Raw genomic sequence first — 17401 nt, 5'->3', positions numbered from 1 at the left:
TTGATTGGAATAATGGGATTGAACCCATATTATTTAACCTGCATTATAAGGGTGAAAAAAATGGATCAGATGGTCGTATGAAAAAGCAAACGGAAAGTCAGCTGCACAGGGAAAGATGGAGCCGTATTCAAATAACGGGACTGGTACTTAGCTGTATCTTGTTGTTGTATGGAGTACGATTAGCCTACCTCCAGTTAATAGGGGGGAAGATGGATAGTCGTGAACGATCTGTTGTGAGTCGTTCTATCGTTCAACGGGAAAAAGGCATCGCACTGGATGATGGTCGTGGTCGAATTGTAGACAGCAAAGGTCGGATGTTGACAGGGAAACATGAAGATGTGTTAGTGCTCTTTCCTGTTAATCGTCAATCACTTGATCGTAAAGCAATCCGAACCATATCTGTTTGGTTGAATATGAAGGAAGAGAAGCTTGTTGAACAATGGACACAGGCAAAGGAGCCGTTTATTGCAAGTGTTAGCAATCCGAACAAGGTAGGCAGTGATTCAAACAAGGTGGAAACACCATTGTTATTGAGTTCCTCACAGATAAAAGATGTACAGCTGCAAAAATGGAATGGTGTTCGAATTCTCCCTTATGCGGAGCCTTATCCATATCGAACGGCGACTCCTCATTGGATCGGTTACACGAGCCTGCTGACTTCGGATGAGCATGTAAAGTCAGTAAATAGTACTGAAACAATGAGAACTGGGGCCGCTGGATTGGAACAGTCATTTCAACCGTTATTGAAAAGTATTGGTGCACACACCTATGTACATTATACGGATGCTTTGCAAACCCCATTGAAAGGGCTTGATGTTAGGCTGAGCCGTCCGCATAATCCGTATTATCCGCTAATGCTGCATACGACAGCTGATATGAAGCTTCATACTGCAATCGATGGGATTATGCGTGAAAAAGGAATTCATCGTGGAGCGGTCGTTGTATTGGATGTGCAAGCGCGTGATATTGTAGCGATGGTCTCTTTGCCACGATACGATCCACAGCATATTGAACCGGAGCACACGGATTGGAACAATCAGGCGGTAACTGCGCTGCCCCCAGGTTCCGTGTTTAAGCTTGTTACCGCAGCTGCTGCGATTGAAACGGGCAAGGTATCTCCAAAAGAGAAGTTTCTATGTACAGGACAATATGGGCGTTATGGTTTATCTTGTTGGCACAAAGAAGGGCATGGCGAATTAACATTAGAGCAGGCTTTTGAACAGTCATGTAATGTCGTATTTGCTCAATTAGGGGAACGGCTCAGCGCTGTACAGATTCAGCAATATGCTGACAAGCTTGGCTTTACAGGCAAGGCAGGGTTAATATCTTCGGATGGGCTAGGCCATAAAGCACTTGCGCATGCTCCACAGGAGCAGGAAGGGCGTGTATTCAGTTATACAAATGGTGATGAACAGCGTACTGGAGCTGCAACTATAGATGGTGGTGTACGAGCGCAAAGTGCTATCGGGCAGCGTGATGTGAGAGTTACTCCACTTGCTGCAGCGAATGCAATCGTTACCCTGCTTCAGCATGGTCGAACAGGTCATCCTCGTCTTGTTGCAAAAGCAACAGATGCCAGAGGTCATACAATAATGGAATTTAAGGCTGAAGCTAAAGGTGAGCAAATGTTGCTGCCTAGAACGACGAGGTTGTTACAGCAATGGATGAGAGGAACTGTTGAAGATGGAACAGGTCAGCAACTGCTTAACCGTATGTGGAAGCTGGCGGGGAAGAGCGGTACAGCTCAAAGCGAAGCATATGGAACGAACAAGCTGCATAGTTGGTTTGTCGGTTACGGCCCGATTCATAAACCTCGATATGCGGTAGCGGTTGTGTCCGAAAATGAAATCAGTAAAGCCTCACAACCACATATTGCGACTTCTGTATTTGGTGAAGTGATGGATTTACTGGCTGCTTATGAATCGGTAAATCAGAAATAAAGGCGTATCCTTAAAGGGTACGCCTCTTTGAGATGCTGCATAGTTTCGATGTTATCCTAGCATGAGAGTTGGAAATTGACTTGATTTAAAGGGCTGCCATAATGACCACGAGTCAGTATCTGGATGTAACTAGAGTGATTGCAAAATGGAGCAATTTCATTAAACCATATACTGGAAGATATAAATAGCTTGCCTAAAAAGTAGTTTTAGCATATATTAATACCTAGAAAACCGATGTATAGATTTTCGATGTATAGAAACTCGATGCATATGGAGGGATATAGGATGAAAATTAAGAAAGAGCTAATGAAAGGGAGTACGGTCATTCTTATAATGACCTTGCTTAATCGTAAGGACATGTATGGGTATGAAATGACGAAGGAGATCGAACTGCGTTCAGAGGGAGTCTTCACGTTTAAGGAAGGTACGTTGTATCCTATTTTACATACGCTTGAGGTTGACCGATTAGTGGAGTCTTATTGGAGTGAAGAGGGCGGGCGCAAGCGCAAGTACTACAAGTTAACAGAGGAAGGACGATTACAACTTGTCGATAAGAAGCAGGAGTGGAAGCTGTTCCGTTCGACGGTCGACCGTGTAATTGGGGAGGGCAGTTTATGAATGGCGGAGTTAAGGGCTTTGCTGAGCATCCAGATATCGTTCAGTATTTAGATCGTGTGTGTGGACAAGTGAAGGCAAAAGCTATGCATGAAGACATACGAAATGAATTATTAGGTCATCTGGAAGATTTAGCAGAAGAACGAAAATACCATGATAACACATCTCTAGAAGAAACCGTATCGGACGTTCTCAAGCAGATGGGTAGTCCTGAGGAAGTAGGTAAAGGCCTACATACTGCACATAAGCCTAAGCCGGAATGGAGCGTTATTGCACTGGTAGCAGGTATGGTCGGTATCGCACTGATTATCCTTTTAAATCTATCCGTAGACTTTCCAATTAAAGAAGACTTACTATACGGATTCATAGGAATCTCTGTTATGATCGCGGTATATTTTGCCGATTATCGAAAGTTACTGCGTTTCTCGTGGCAGCTATATGTTATAACATTAGCCTTATTGGTCGTGGCTCATCTTATTAGTCTATATTTGGGATATATAGCGCCGGATTATGCCACAACTGAGTCTCAAATGAACGATTTCAACAGGATTTACGCTCAATTATTTTATTTATCGCCGTACTTATTCCTTATTTCTTTTGCTGGTATTTTTCAGTTAAAGAGGCATGATATGCAGGTTAAAGGAATGGAGATTCGTTCTACGAATGTAAAGATGATAGTAAGCATCTTATTGCCTATAATTGTGTACTCTCACTACGCTTCATTGATCACTTTCTTTAGCTACTGTATAGGATTGGTTGTTCTGTTGTTGATAGCAGGATATAGAAAACTGCTTCTTTCTGTTAGCTTGTCTGGGGCGTTGTTAATGGGACTAATCTTATATATTGGAAGTACACCAAAAGGTTCCCATTGGATAGGGATACAAGGTATGTTACAACACAATTTATATTACTTTACAGACGGTTTAAATCGAGGTGCTGGTTCCATCAGTGAACGTTCATTCCGATTGCTTGAATCAGCCGGGATGTGGGGTCAAGGATTTGGATTAAATGATATCAATACAATGATGTATCCTCATAATATCGAGTTTCAATTTACTTATGCAGTCCACAGCCTTGGTTGGGTGTTTGGTATTATTTCCATTCTATTCGTACTATTTTTTATAAAAAGAGTATTGCGTATGGGGATCATGCTTAAGGATGGATATGCTAGAGGGTTAGTTATTGGGTTGACCACAGTGCTAGTTTTGCAATATGTATGGAATATATTGATGTGTCTAAACATATTTCCAGAAGGTGCACCTCAATTGCCATTAATGAATTGGAGCTCATTGACTGTCATCTTTGATTTTGCTGTGGTCGGGCTTATGCTAAGCGCATATCGGAGAAAAGATATGTATAGTCATCGTCAACTGTCAGGGTCGATTGAATAGATAAATAGTTGATTGAACAGATGTCACAAATTATAGCGCATTTCAATTTCCGAATATGCTGATTCTGTTATGTATGAGCTTGTATGGAAGGTGTAAGGAGCGAACATATAGTATGACTAGAAAAGTAAAATTATCAGCAGCAACAGCACTTATTATGGTTGTAATTGCTATCATTGCATTTAGCATCATGAACGTAAAAGGTAGTCAAAGTAAGCCGCTTGAACCGTTCGAGTGGACGGAGAAACCTATCGTGGGTAAAGCACTTTTTAAAAATAACATCAAGGTTATAAATGATGGGGTGACCAAAAAGGTGTATTTCACCGCCCCGAAAGATGTAACTGCAACACTTCATAACGGTGATTTCAACTTTACATTGAAGCCGGGATTCGATAGCATCTATCGGGTGGGGTCGAGAGAAGGCGAGGAAGATATATTTATTACTTTTAAGCCCAATAATCAAGTTCTTGTTGAGGAGTACACGATCTTTTTGAATTCTAAGTCTGAATCCTTAGGAGGACAGTTCGAGACAGTCATTGATGATGCGGTCATCAAGCATAGTTTTATGAAAAATAATGAATTAATCCATACGGCAGGAACACTTACAGAAGTTATGGCAGCTGCCAAGTCCCTGTAATTGCATAAACATAAAGAACCCCTGTATTTTCTATAATACAGGGGTTCACGATACTTGAACCACACACCTGTGTGGTTCTTTTTAGTTATACGATGGTAAAAGCGATGCTAAACAAACTACTTATCACTTTATTACTGTTATTCAACCTACGGCAGCAATCTTATTCCTTATGCTTTATAATGCTCATCTGCAGTTGCATTTGTATGACTTGGAGTGCTCGATTCGGCACTAGGCTCTACGTTAGGAACGAGAGGATTCGAATCGAATTCATCGACAGGCATGCGAATCCATCGTTGGAAGTATCCTTGATCATATAGAGCTTTGAGCAAGATGAGTAGAATCGGCGCCAGGATTAACCCAGCAATACCAAATAGAGACAACGATACAATCATAAACGATAGCATTGTGAATGCAGATACACCGAGTGTATTTCCCGTAATTTTTGGTTCAAGGAACTGTCGTGTAGCCATCGTAACAACGAGCACCACAGTTAGCCATATTGCCATTGTCGTATTGCCAACAATGAACATATAAATAATCCAAGGAACGAAGATGACAGGTACACCTAGTAAAGGCAAAATATCAAATAATGCGGATAACAAGGCAATAGTGAATGCGTGCCCTACATCGAGTAATGTTAATGAAATGAAAACGAGTGTAAATGTAATCGATATAAGTTTGAGTTGGGCTTTGAGATAAGCTCCGATACCGCGAAATACATTTTCTTTAAGGAACACAAATGCTTTTTTGAACGTTCTAGGTGTTTTATCTTGCGTAATTTTTCTCCAAGATTCAATTTCGGTACTTAGGAAATAGGCAAGAACGACGGCGATTCCAAAGTTCATCACAAATGTAGAGAAGGAAGCCACGTGGGTAACAAGCCAATTTAGGAAGCTCGTCATCCATTTTGCTGCTTTGGAAGCAAAGTCTTGGAAATACGTATTCATTTTTGTTGCGACATCACCAGGAAGATCCTTATATTTATCCTGCAAAAATTCCGAAATCCCAGCGATTTGTTTGACTATAGCCTCTTGATGAGTCGGTATGGAGCTGACGATGTCGCCAACCTGCTGAGTAAATATAATTCCTGCTCCAATAAGTGAACCAAGAATGACAAGCACGAACAACATGACAGATAAAGCGGAGGCAATAGATTTCGGTATTCCTCTGCGTGCTAATTTTCGAGCAAGCGGCTCGATGATCCAGAAAATAATAAGCGCTAAAAATATTGGTGCTGCAATCGCGTATAATTGACTGAATGCAAACATAATTAAATAGACAGTTAGAACTACTAGGGCAATATCAAAAACGGTCTTCCAATATTTACGATAAAATGCCAACATGGCTGGATTGGTCTCCTCCTTAATGACTTGCTTGAAATATTGCTTACAGTCCCATCTAAGAACAGGCCTTGCTGTTATGATTCTATGTTCTCATTCTACACGAAAATGAAATCATCTGCCTATTTTTTTAGCTGATATGATACAATGAATGGAAGCCATAATGACATGTAGAAACGGGGAAGCACGAATATGGAAGTCATATTATTGTGGTCTTTTTATATCCTAACGTTTTACGCATTTATTCCAGGTGTCATCAGTCGTTTTTTTGGATTTAGAGTGTTCAAGAAAGGGAAATCAGAGAGAGATCTTGCTTTAACGTTCGATGATGGGCCTCATCCTGAATATACCGTTCAACTTCTTGATTTACTGAAAACATATAATGCCAAGGCTACTTTTTTCGTTCTAGGTATTCAAGCTGAGAAATGCCCAGAGCTGTTAAAGCGCATGCATGAAGAAGGTCACCTCATAGGCATTCACAATTATGTTCATAAGACAAACTGGTTTATGCGTCCCAAAACAGTAAGACAGCATATAGAAAAGACATCTAACATTATCGAGTCGATAACAGGAAAACGCCCCATTTATTATCGTCCTCCATGGGGAATTGTAAACTTATTTGATTTCAACAACCTAGGTCACATCCAAATTATACTTTGGTCGGCCATGTTCAATGATTGGCGTAAAAAGGTTGGAGCAGAGCGCTTATACAAGCGTATGTCCAAATGCTGCCGCGGTGGAGAAGTGCTCCTGCTGCATGATTGCGGCTTAACACTTGGAGCAGACGCGGATGCACCAGCAAATATGCTGATTGCGTTAGAGCGGTTCCTTCAGGATGCGAAGCAGAAAGATTTGCGCTGTGTACGCGTAGATGAATTGATGCGTGCTACAGATGCTAATAAAGTTCGTAATCCATCTTGGTTAAAGCGTATAGTCGTGAAATCATGGCTTGGCTATGAGCGAGTGTTCCACATTCTGTTCGGTATGAAAACAACGAATCCAGAGCAACCAATTTTCCACTTTAGAATGCGTCCTTATCATGGAGATCCAGTTACGATGGATGATGGAACGGTTCTGAAGCAAGATGATAAAGTGCTGGAAATTCATTTTGATAATCGCAGATTGTATGAGATCGGAACGCGTTCCCGTAATATGATGCAAATCGCTATTCACATGATACGAGATGTAGAGCGCACGTTGCCGGAGTTGGCAGATTACGTTCAATCCCACCCAGAGGTGAATGCAGAGTTCAAAGCGCTCTACGGGGTCAGTATGATTAATAGAGGCCCTGAGCAGTTTGGATTTGTGGTTAAAGATTTACCGAAAAGTATATTCGCATGGGCAAGTAAGCATTATTTGCGGCTTATTATGCGTATTATTCATCCTTCTGGGAGTAACCGAGTCCGTAACCATACGGAGCAGCTTGTTCCCAAGCTGATTATTATGTCGCGTCACACGTTACTTTCAAGATATGGAAAATCATTTGCATATGAAGCGAATAAGCAGGAGCAAACACTGCTCACATCAGAGCATGTGGTTAAAAAAGCACCTAGTGCTACTTAGTAAAACAGGATATTTTTTCTATCACCAAACCTTGGGTTTCTAGCATTTAGAACCCAAGGTTTTTTTATGTAAATACATTATGCAAAAAGTATGCAAACTTTTTGCAAATAGAAAAATGCACTTTCGAAGAGGACATGGGAATAACACTGTCTCTTCACAATGGACAAATGTCCATATGATTTACTTTCATTAATAACATTACATATTTTTAACATTGAGTGGCTTTGAGATCGATAAAAAAATGTTATCAAAAAGTGGTGCTAGAATTGCAAAATAAAGCTTACATGGGGATTTACAAAAGCCTAATTATCAAGTAGTATTATGAAAAATATTCGTTTCCTGCTTATGGAACTAGGGTTCCGATACGATTTGACCGATGTTCGAAACCGTAGTGGGAGAGGCAGAAAACGGCAGATTCTATAATTCTATTAGGTTATAGATATGCAATTCGATGATTATTTATTATTTACATTGATTAGGGGGATAAGGTCATGAAAAAGAAACTATTAATTTTGCTTAGTGCAGTAATGGCATTTTCTTTAATCCTTTCTGCTTGCGGTGGCGGAGATGCTGCTAAACCAGCTGACCCAGGTACAAAAGTAGAGACACCTGCAGAGGGCGAAAAGCCAGCTGAAGGCGATAGCGGGCTAAATACAGAAGGTTTGAACAAAGCAACGGATCCTAGCAAAGCGCCTGCAACAGCAGCAGCTCGTAAAGATACAGTTATTTTGGGCGTACCTGCACCATCTGGTGTGTTCCACCCGGCATATGAAGAGTCTAGCTATGATGTATGGGTTAACGATCTTCTATTTACTACACTATTGGAAATTCAAAAAGACGGTTCCTATGCACCGCATCTCGGTGACTATAAGGTATCTGATGATAACAAAACAATTACATTTACGTTGAAAGATGCGAAATTCAGCGATGGCAAGCCAGTTACAGCTGATGATGTTGTATTCACATTAACATTGCTCTATGACAAATCTTATGATGGTCCGAGTGATGCATTTGCTTACGCGCCAGTCGTAGGTGCAAAAGACTATAAAGAAGGCAAAGCACAATCCATCTCTGGATTGAAAGTAGTTGATCCGAAAACGGTTGAAATTACATTAGAGAAACCTTCTGTGTTGTCTCTAGACGTATTCGGTGCAACTGGGATTTTGCCTAAGCACGTATATGAATCTGCATACAAGCCAGGTGACTTGAGCAAGATGAAGGACACGTTCTTGAATCCAGTCGGTTCTGGTCCATATACATTAGAGAAATTTGTTCCGAAGCAAGAAGTTGTATTTAAAGCAAACCCGAATTACTTCTTGGGAGCGCCGAAAGTACCTAACTTGATCTACAAAGCTACGACAGAAGAAACAAACTTGCAATTGGTTCAAACAGGTGAAACAGACGGAGATACATTCATCTCTGCAACGCTTGACAACGTTGAAGCTATCCGAGAGTTTGGTTTCGCCGACTTGATGTTGAACCCAACAAATGGATACGGATTTATCGGTTTGAACCACAAAGACGAGAAGTTCAGTGATAAGCGTGTACGCCAAGCATTGGTATACGGGTTGAACCGTCAAGATGTCGTTGATGGTGTATACCAAGGTCTTGCAGATGTCATTAACATTCCTCAGTCCAAAGTATCTTGGGCTTATACGGATGAAGTGAATAAATACGAATACGATCTTGAAAAAGCAAAAGCGTTGCTTGATGAAGCAGGTTGGAAAGTAGGCGCTGACGGTATTCGTGAGAAGGATGGTAAGAAGTTCACAATTACATTTACAGCTTCTACACCGAATACAGTTAATGAAGTGTTGATTCCAATCGCAAAAGAAAACTATGCACAGCTCGGAATCGATTTCGTACCAGATCAAATGGACTTCAATGCATTGTTGGATAAAGTGGAAAAAGGAAACTTCGAGATGGTATTCTTAGCATCTGCTTTGACACCAAATCCTCAAATATCACAAGGTACGTTCCGTACAGGCGGTAACCAAAATAAATACTTCTTCTCCAACCCTCGTGTAGATGAGTTGTATAAGCTTGCGAACGAAGAGTTCGATCTTGAGAAACGCAAAGCTTACTACAAAGAAATTTATCAAATCACGAATGAAGAAGTAGCACAAATTTTCTTGTACCAACGTCGTGATACGCTGACAACGAACTCTCGTATACAAGGATTCGATACATCCCCGTACAAAGACTTTACTGCGGATGCAGCAGCGATCCAAATTCAATAATGTAGCACAGTGCAGAATGCCCGATGCTCAGCCGATTTTTTGGCTGAGCATTTAGGTTTATTAGAAGCTAGGAGGAAAATTTTATGACAACACAGGTCATTCGGCGCCTCTTGCAGACGATCCCGACTTTGATCGGGGTATCGATCGTATTGGTTCTTATCTTTCATCTCATACCAGGTAACTTTGTAGATTCGAATCCAACTATATCGAAAGAGCGTGCCACAGAATTGAAAGAAATGTACGGATTGAATGATCCGGTTCATATTAAATATATAAAGTGGACACAAGGTGTTTTGAAGGGAGATCTTGGTTATTCCATTTCTCACAAGCAGCCTGTAACTACAATTATTGATCGCTATGTATGGAACTCTGTGCTCATTGCAGGTGCTGTAATGGTGTTGAGCTGGATTATAGCCATAATTGTAGGTGTGTTCTCTGCCGTACGTCAGCATTCTTTCTTCGATGGAGTAATTACATTCTTAGTCTTTGCGGTTATGTCTTTGCCGTCATTCTTCCTCGGGCTTCTAGCTATTAAATTGTTCGCGGTAGATATGCGAATTTTCCCAATTGGTGGAATGACTACAACAGGTGCAAATTACGAAGGTTGGGCTCATGTATGGGATGTACTTGAACATATGATCTTGCCTGTAATCGTTCTCACTGCGTTGAACGTTGGTGGATTAACTCGTTACTTCCGTACTAGTATGCTCGATGTCATTAAGCAGGACTTCATTCGTACAGCACGTGCTAAAGGCTTGAAGGAACGTACGGTTATATTTAAGCATGCACTGCGCAATGCGATGATTCCGGCAATTACGTTACTAGGATTTGAGATTCCGTCTCTCTTCGCAGGAGCTATGATTACGGAGAGTATATTCAACTGGCCTGGTATCGGGGGCGTTTTCTTGGATGCGATTACAGCCCGTGACTATTTCTTAATGCTAGGATATACGTTCTTCATTGCATTCTTGACTATTATTGGAAACGTTGTCGCGGACTTAATGTATCGTGTTGTAGATCCACGTGTTCGTATGAAATAGAAAGGGGAATTGCTAGTGTCTGAAGCAGTCGTTCATTCCAACTCGGTAAATGCGAAGCCACCTACTAAGAAGCCAGCTTCTCCAATGAGATTGGCGCTTCGTGAAATGAGAAAAAATAAATTTGCGATGGCAGGTTTAATTGTACTTGTATTAATGTTCCTATTTTGTTTTATCGGTCCGATGTTCTCGCCGTATTCTATGGATGATGCGATGAATATTCGTAATGCCAATAAAGCACCTAGTGCAGATCATTGGATGGGAACAGATAAGGTTGGACGTGACGTTCTGTTGCGCGTAATGGTAGCAGGACAAACATCCCTAATGGTTGGTATCGTTGCGATGTTGGTAACGGTAGCAATCGGTAGTACATTAGGGGCTATTTCAGGTTATTATCGCGGATGGGTCGATACGATTATTATGAGATTGGCAGACATTATTATGTCTATACCATCGCTGCCCGTTCTTATTATCTTGGGAGCGGCGCTGTCTGAGTTAAAGATGGACCCTGCTAATCGTATTTATCTCGTTATGTTTCTTATCGGATTTTTAAGTTGGCCAAGCTTGGCACGTTTAGTTCGTGGTCAAATTTTGATGTTGCGTGAACAAGAGTTTATGCAAGCAGCAGAAGTGCTTGGATTGCGTGACCGCCGAAAAATTTTCCGTCATTTATTGCCAAATACAGTGCCGATTATTATCGTAGTTGGTACATTGGCAGTAGCTGGTGGTATTCTGATGGAGTCTGTACTAAGCTTCTTAGGACTAGGTGTTGTTCCACCGACTCCGTCTTGGGGGAATATGATTTCTGCTGCGAACTCCATGATTGAGTTCCAAAAGCGTCCGTGGTTATGGATTCCGCCAGGCGTATGTATTTTTATTACCGTTGTCTCTATTAATATTATGGGCGATGGCTTGCGTGATGCACTTGATCCGAAATCGAAGAGGTAGGGGAACGTTATGGCAAATAATTTAATTGAATTCCGTAATTTGCGGACCAACTTCTATACAAGTTCAGGTGTAGTCAAAGCGGTTAATGACGTAAGCTTTTCTATTAAAGAAGGAGAAACGTTGTGTGTCGTAGGCGAATCCGGCTGTGGCAAAAGTGTTACGGCGATGTCTCTCATGCGTCTCGTATCTCCACCTGGCAAAACAGAAGGCGGGCAAATATTATATAAAGGTCAAGATTTGCTAACTTTGAAAGAGCGCGATATGCGCCATATTCGCGGTAACGAAATCGCAATGATTTTCCAAGAGCCGATGACGTCATTGAACCCAGTATTAACAATTGGGGATCAGATTACAGAGCCTTTGTTGCTTCATAAAGGTATGACTCGCAGAGATGCAAAAAAGCGTGCAATTGAATTGATCGAATTGGTTGGTATTCCACGTGCTGCGAAAATCTTTGATTCTTATCCACATGAGCTATCCGGTGGTATGCGTCAACGTATTATGATCGCGATTGCGTTAAGCTGTGATCCGAAGCTTCTAATCGCTGATGAGCCGACAACAGCATTGGATGTTACGATTCAAGCGCAAATTCTTGACTTAATGCGTAATATTAAGAGCGAGTTTAATACAGCTATTATGATGATTACGCATGATTTGGGTGTCGTAGCTGAGATGGCTGACCATGTAGTCGTTATGTATGCAGGTAAAGTTATCGAGGAAGCACCTGTTCATGAATTGTTCGCGAACCCGAAGCATCCATATACGCAGGGATTAATGCGTGCGAAGCCGATTCTTAATCAGCGTCAAGATCGTCTGTATACGATTCCAGGACAAGTACCGAACCCTGTAGAATTGGGCAATAACTGTTACTTTAACGATCGTTGTGAGCATTGCATGTCCGTGTGTGTGGATAAGCAGCCTGTGTTGACAACATATGAGAATAAGCATAAAGCAGCTTGCTGGTTGTATGAAAAAGGAGGGGAAGTTTCATGACAACACCATTGTTGGAAGTAAACAATTTGAAGAAATACTTCCCTATCCAAGGCGGTATTTTCGGCAAAACAGTAGGGCATGTACGCGCAGTTGACGATGTGTCCTTTACGTTAAACAAAGGTGAGGCACTTGGTCTGGTGGGTGAATCTGGCTGTGGTAAATCTACGACTGGACGTACTATTCTACGCTTGTTGGAGAAAACAGAAGGTCAAGTTTTATTCAACGGCACAGATATTCATGCATTGAAGAAGGCTGAGCTGCGTAAGCTTCGTCCAGAAATGCAGCTTGTATTCCAAGATCCGTACAGTTCTTTGAACCCGCGTATTAAGGTAGGCGAAGCAATCGGTGAGGCGCTCGTTGATCACGCGATTATGTCAAAAAATGATGTGCGTGATTATGTAAAGGAAATTTTGACTCTTTGCGGTTTGGCACCTTACCATATTGATCGTTACCCGCACGAGTTCTCAGGTGGTCAGCGTCAACGTATTGGTATCGCTCGTGCGTTAGCGTTGAACCCTCAATTTATCGTTGCGGATGAGCCGGTATCAGCATTGGACGTATCCATTCAAGCGCAAATCATTAACTTGCTTAGTGACTTGCAGGAACAGAAGAACTTGACATACTTGTTCATTTCTCACGACTTGTCTGTTGTAGAACATTTGTGCAACCGTGTCGGCGTAATGTACTTGGGCTCCATGGTGGAATTGGCACCGCGTGAGGAATTGTTTAAGCGTCCATTACATCCGTATACGCAAGCGTTGATGTCTGCGATTCCTGTGCCAGACCCAACTCGTAAATCGGAGCGTATTGTTCTCCAAGGCGATATTCCGAGCCCATCGAATCCGCCAAGCGGCTGTAAGTTCCATACACGCTGCCCATATGCGGTGGATAAATGTAAATCGGAAATTCCGAAGTTCCAAGACGTAGGCGGCGGACATTTTGTAGCTTGTCATCTTGTAGCTAACTAAATCACTTTGTGTGAATAACTGGTTATGCACTCGGTTGGATAATGTAGCAATTGTAGTGTGAACCTATGTAAATGATAAATATGACTATAGTTATTGTGTAAAGGCTTTCCTATTAAGTAGACTATTACTTGTAGGAAAGCCTTTTTATTTTTATTCAAGGAGGAACAATAGATGATTAGAGTTGCAGTACTAAGCTTTTGGCATGTGCATGCTGAGGAATATACAGAGGCATTTCGCAATCATCCTGAGACAGAAGTAGCAGCTGTGTGGGATGAAGATGTAGAACGCGGTGCTGCCTATGGTGAGCGATATGGCGTACCATTTATTTCATCTCTAGATGAGCTGCTGGCTCGTGAGGATATTGAGGCGGTCGTCGTCACAACTCCTACAGTGATGCACGATGATATTATTAAACGCGCTATTCAAGCGAAGAAGCATGTATTTACAGAAAAAGTCCTTTCCATAACTGGTGTGGGTGCTGCTGAATTGGCCGATCAAGCACAGCTCCACAATGTTATTTTAACAGTTGCGCTTAAACGGCGATATGAGCATGAAGGGATTTCGTTGGAACATTTTGTGAAATCTGGTGTGGTCGGAAGACTAACCACGATTCGTGTTCGCCTCGCTCATAATGGAGCGATAGCAGGATGGCTGCCTGAGCACTTTTACAGCATGAAAGAATGCGGAGGCGGGGCGATGATTGATCTTGGCTGCCATCCGATGTATCTTATTCGACTTTTGGCAGGGTTACCTAAGAGTATTTCTGCTGCTTATGGATATGTTACCGACCGCGAAGTAGAAGATCATGCAGCAGCGCTGCTTCACTATGATAACGGTGTTATCGGTATTGCAGAGACTGGCTTCGTAACAGGTGGCTCACCATATACGATTGAAATCCATGGGACAGAGGCGAGCTTACTTTATACAATGGAAAATAACGTAGGTAAGCTAATGCTTCGTGGTGCGGATGGTACATCTAAGCAACTGGATTTGCTTAAGCCGAACGGTTCTATGTTCGATGAATGGATCTATCGTATTCTAGGTACGAAGCAAGAAGGAGACAATATGGCGTTGGCGATTGATCTAAGCCGAATGATGGAGGCGGCGAATGAGTCTGCTAGAACAGGAAATATAATTCGTATTGGGTAAAAATATTTTAAAGTGATAGCTTTCTGGATAATTGAAAGCGTTGTTATTTATTCGAAGACTTAACTGCTATGCCGTGGGAGAGCTTACGAATGACTACGATAAATTTCCAGAAACTACAAGAAAGCATGATATGCCACTATTGTGTTGTGGTGTTACACTAACGAACGCTATTGAGGCTATTATTACAAAATCGTGTATATTTGATTTCTAACGGTTGTGGTAGAGCTTATTTTAGTAATTTTGGCGATAAAGACGGTTCAATCAGGTAAATAAGCTAGCTGGCACCCATTATATTTTAAAATAACTAAAAATAAGCAGAATAGCCTCTGTGGCAACCGTTAAAGCAACCAATCCTACTGACAAGTGCCGCTGCCTATTGATTGGACTAACGAATATTAGATATCTAATATCTATTACCGAAACGACCCTGAAAATGGGTCGTTTTTTGTTTGATATGAATGGGGATCTAATACGTAATACGTAATGAAAGAATCAAAGGAATTAAAGTAATTAAAATGGGCGAAGTAGCTATGTTATTGAAGCAAATGGAGAAGTTGAAGTAAGGTTGGAGAACAAGAACAAGAACAAGAACAAGGGACTTGCCCGACAAGTAGAATATTTCTACAAGATGGCAAGTCCCTTCTATTATATATAAGTGCTGTACAATTCGTTAAATTTTGAGTATGGCACCTTGGCTCGCATTTGTTACGAGCTTAGAGTAGCGAGCTAGATAGCCAGTCTTAACCTTAGGCTCAAATGGCTTCCAGTTCGCACGGCGAGCTTCTAATTCTTCATCAGAGACTTGCAGCTCGATCTTGCGGTTATGAAGGTCGAGGTCGATAATATCTCCGTCATGAACGAAAGCAATCGGTCCACCTTCTGCTGCTTCAGGAGAAATGTGGCCGATACTAATTCCACGAGATGCCCCTGAGAAGCGCCCATCTGTGATTAGACCGACTTTGGCTCCTAGGCCCATACCTACGATTTGCGATGTAGGTGCAAGCATTTCCGGCATACCTGGGCCGCCCTTAGGACCTTCGTAGCGAATGACAACGACATGTCCTTCTTTAACGAGGCCGTTTGCGATACCAGCTAGCGCTTCATCTTGAGAATCGAAGCAGATGGCTGGGCCAACATGGCGTCCACCAACAGATGCGTCAACTGCTCCAACCTTGATAATCGCGCCTTCAGGAGCTAAATTACCGAAGAGGACAGCCAAGCCGCCACGCTCTGAATGCGGATTATCCAGCGTATGGATAACATCTGTATCTTGAATAGGTGAGTCTTGCACGTTTTCGCGTAATGTTTTGCCTGTTACCGTTATGCAATCGCCGTGCAGAGCCCCTTCTTTTTTGAGCAGCTCGTTAAGTACAGCGCTGACACCGCCAGCCAAATGAACATCTTCAATATGATAGTCAGAAGCTGGAGCAATCTTCGCCAAATGAGGGACACGCTGTGCCACTTCATTAATACGAGCGATTGGATAGTCAATGCCTGCTTCGATCGCGATAGCAAGCGTATGCAACACCGTATTCGTAGATCCACCCATCGCCATATCAACTGCAAATGCGTTGTCGATCGCTTCTTTTGTCACGATATCGCGTGGTTTCAAATCAGACTTAATAAGTTCCATAAGCTGCTTCGCGGATTTCTTAACGAACTCGCGGCGCTCTGGAGATACGGCTAGTATCGTACCATTACCTGGTAGAGCAATACCCATTGCTTCTGCTAAACAGTTCATAGAGTTGGCTGTGAACATACCAGAGCAGGAGCCACAAGTAGGACAACCGTATTGTTCAAGCTCTGTTAGACTTGCCTCGTCTATTTTACCTGCTTGAAAAGCCCCTACGCCTTCAAATACACTCGACAAGGAGATCGAGCGGCCATTGGAGTCTTTACCTGCTTTCATTGGCCCACCGCTTACAAATACAGTAGGGATATTGACACGCAATGCTCCCATAATCATGCCCGGTGTAATCTTGTCGCAGTTAGGAATGCACACCATACCGTCAAACCAGTGTGCGGATACTACCGTTTCTAGCGAGTCTGCAATAATTTCTCGGCTAGGGAGGGAATAGCGCATACCGATATGGCCCATCGCAATTCCGTCGTCAACACCAATCGTGTTAAATTCGAACGGAACACCGCCAGCTTCACGAATTGCTTCTTTTACGATCTTACCGAATTCCTGCAAATGAACATGGCCAGGAACGATGTCTATGTACGAGTTACATACAGCAATAAACGGCTTATCAAAGTCTTCTTCCTTCACGCCTGCAGCGCGCAGCAAGCTGCGGTGAGGGGCGCGATCGAAACCTTTCTTGATCATGTCTGAACGCATCTTAGGGGCTTTCATATCCAATATCCTCCACTTCTTCGCGTTATTGCATTGGTGTGTGTATATTTCTATTGAGTCTATCACAACTAATGAGTAATTTCTACCAAGAAACAGCTAGAAAAACGCGATAGAAACGCAAAAATCAGTTAAAACGATTTCGTTATGCACATTGTGTATGAAGAAGTCTATTTCATTTTAAATAAATAGGAGTAATAGGTGTAGGTGTTAGTCTTGCTAAATGCTCG

13 protein-coding genes are annotated in these 17401 nt (G+C 42.1%); 11 read left to right on the top strand and 2 right to left on the bottom strand.

Translation table 11 applies throughout. The annotated features are described in order from the left end of the window. Positions 1-77: 77 nt before the first annotated feature. The 4 genes from FPZ44_RS16175 (at position 78) to FPZ44_RS16160 (ending at position 4580) form a co-directional block, all read left to right on the top strand. A complete protein-coding gene (locus FPZ44_RS16175) occupies positions 78-1940 on the top strand; it encodes a peptidoglycan D,D-transpeptidase FtsI family protein (protein WP_144991560.1) in 1863 nt (620 codons plus the stop codon). A 285-nt stretch (positions 1941-2225) separates the two neighbouring features. After that, on the top strand, positions 2226-2558 hold the full coding sequence (locus FPZ44_RS16170; protein ID WP_144991559.1) for a PadR family transcriptional regulator: 333 nt from the start codon (positions 2226-2228) through the stop codon (positions 2556-2558). Further along, positions 2555-3946: a permease prefix domain 1-containing protein gene (locus tag FPZ44_RS16165; RefSeq protein ID WP_144991558.1), complete on the top strand. Its 1392-nt coding sequence runs from the start codon at positions 2555-2557 to the stop codon at positions 3944-3946. Before FPZ44_RS16170 ends, FPZ44_RS16165 begins: the two co-directional genes overlap by 4 nt. 112 nt (positions 3947-4058) lie before the next feature. After that, the gene (locus FPZ44_RS16160) at positions 4059-4580 is read left to right on the top strand and encodes a hypothetical protein (RefSeq protein ID WP_144991557.1); all 522 of its coding nucleotides are present in this window, start codon (positions 4059-4061) and stop codon (positions 4578-4580) included. Between the two features lie 167 nt (positions 4581-4747). Here the strand turns inward: FPZ44_RS16160 and FPZ44_RS16155 are convergent, their stop codons facing one another. Further along, a complete protein-coding gene (locus FPZ44_RS16155; protein WP_144991556.1) occupies positions 4748-5923 on the bottom strand; it encodes an AI-2E family transporter in 1176 nt (391 codons plus the stop codon). Between the two features lie 189 nt (positions 5924-6112). On the opposite strand from FPZ44_RS16155, the gene FPZ44_RS16150 reads away from it, so the two are divergent. The 7 genes from FPZ44_RS16150 (at position 6113) to FPZ44_RS16120 (ending at position 14818) form a co-directional block, all read left to right on the top strand. Further along, positions 6113-7483, top strand: coding sequence for a polysaccharide deacetylase family protein (locus FPZ44_RS16150; RefSeq protein WP_144991555.1), 1371 nt, complete (start codon positions 6113-6115; stop codon positions 7481-7483). 491 nt (positions 7484-7974) lie between these two features. Next, positions 7975-9723: an ABC transporter substrate-binding protein gene (locus tag FPZ44_RS16145; protein ID WP_144991554.1), complete on the top strand. Its 1749-nt coding sequence runs from the start codon at positions 7975-7977 to the stop codon at positions 9721-9723. An 83-nt stretch (positions 9724-9806) separates the two neighbouring features. Continuing rightward, positions 9807-10763, top strand: coding sequence for an ABC transporter permease (locus tag FPZ44_RS16140; RefSeq protein ID WP_144991553.1), 957 nt, complete (start codon positions 9807-9809; stop codon positions 10761-10763). An 84-nt stretch (positions 10764-10847) separates the two neighbouring features. Continuing rightward, on the top strand, positions 10848-11708 hold the full coding sequence (gene opp4C, locus FPZ44_RS16135) for an oligopeptide ABC transporter permease (RefSeq protein ID WP_144991883.1): 861 nt from the start codon (positions 10848-10850) through the stop codon (positions 11706-11708). A 9-nt stretch (positions 11709-11717) separates the two neighbouring features. After that, a complete protein-coding gene (locus tag FPZ44_RS16130; RefSeq protein WP_144991552.1) occupies positions 11718-12701 on the top strand; it encodes an ABC transporter ATP-binding protein in 984 nt (327 codons plus the stop codon). Further along, positions 12698-13669 carry an ABC transporter ATP-binding protein gene (locus FPZ44_RS16125; protein WP_144991551.1) on the top strand — a complete coding sequence of 324 codons (972 nt, stop codon included), beginning with the start codon at positions 12698-12700 and terminating at the stop codon, positions 13667-13669. Before FPZ44_RS16130 ends, FPZ44_RS16125 begins: the two co-directional genes overlap by 4 nt. Positions 13670-13840: 171 nt before the next feature. Further along, entirely contained in the window at positions 13841-14818 is a 978-nt protein-coding gene (locus FPZ44_RS16120; RefSeq protein ID WP_144991550.1) for a Gfo/Idh/MocA family protein, read from the top strand. Positions 14819-15488: 670 nt separating this feature from the next. Here the strand turns inward: FPZ44_RS16120 and ilvD are convergent. Continuing rightward, positions 15489-17174, bottom strand: a complete 1686-nt coding sequence (gene ilvD / locus FPZ44_RS16115) for a dihydroxy-acid dehydratase (protein ID WP_144991549.1) — start codon at positions 17172-17174, stop codon at positions 15489-15491. Positions 17175-17401 lie beyond the last annotated feature (227 nt).

Source organism: Paenibacillus agilis (genome assembly GCF_007786455.1).
Classification (GTDB): Bacteria; Bacillota; Bacilli; order Paenibacillales; family Paenibacillaceae; genus Paenibacillus_B; species Paenibacillus_B agilis.
This window is presented reverse-complemented; position numbering and strand designations above follow the sequence as displayed.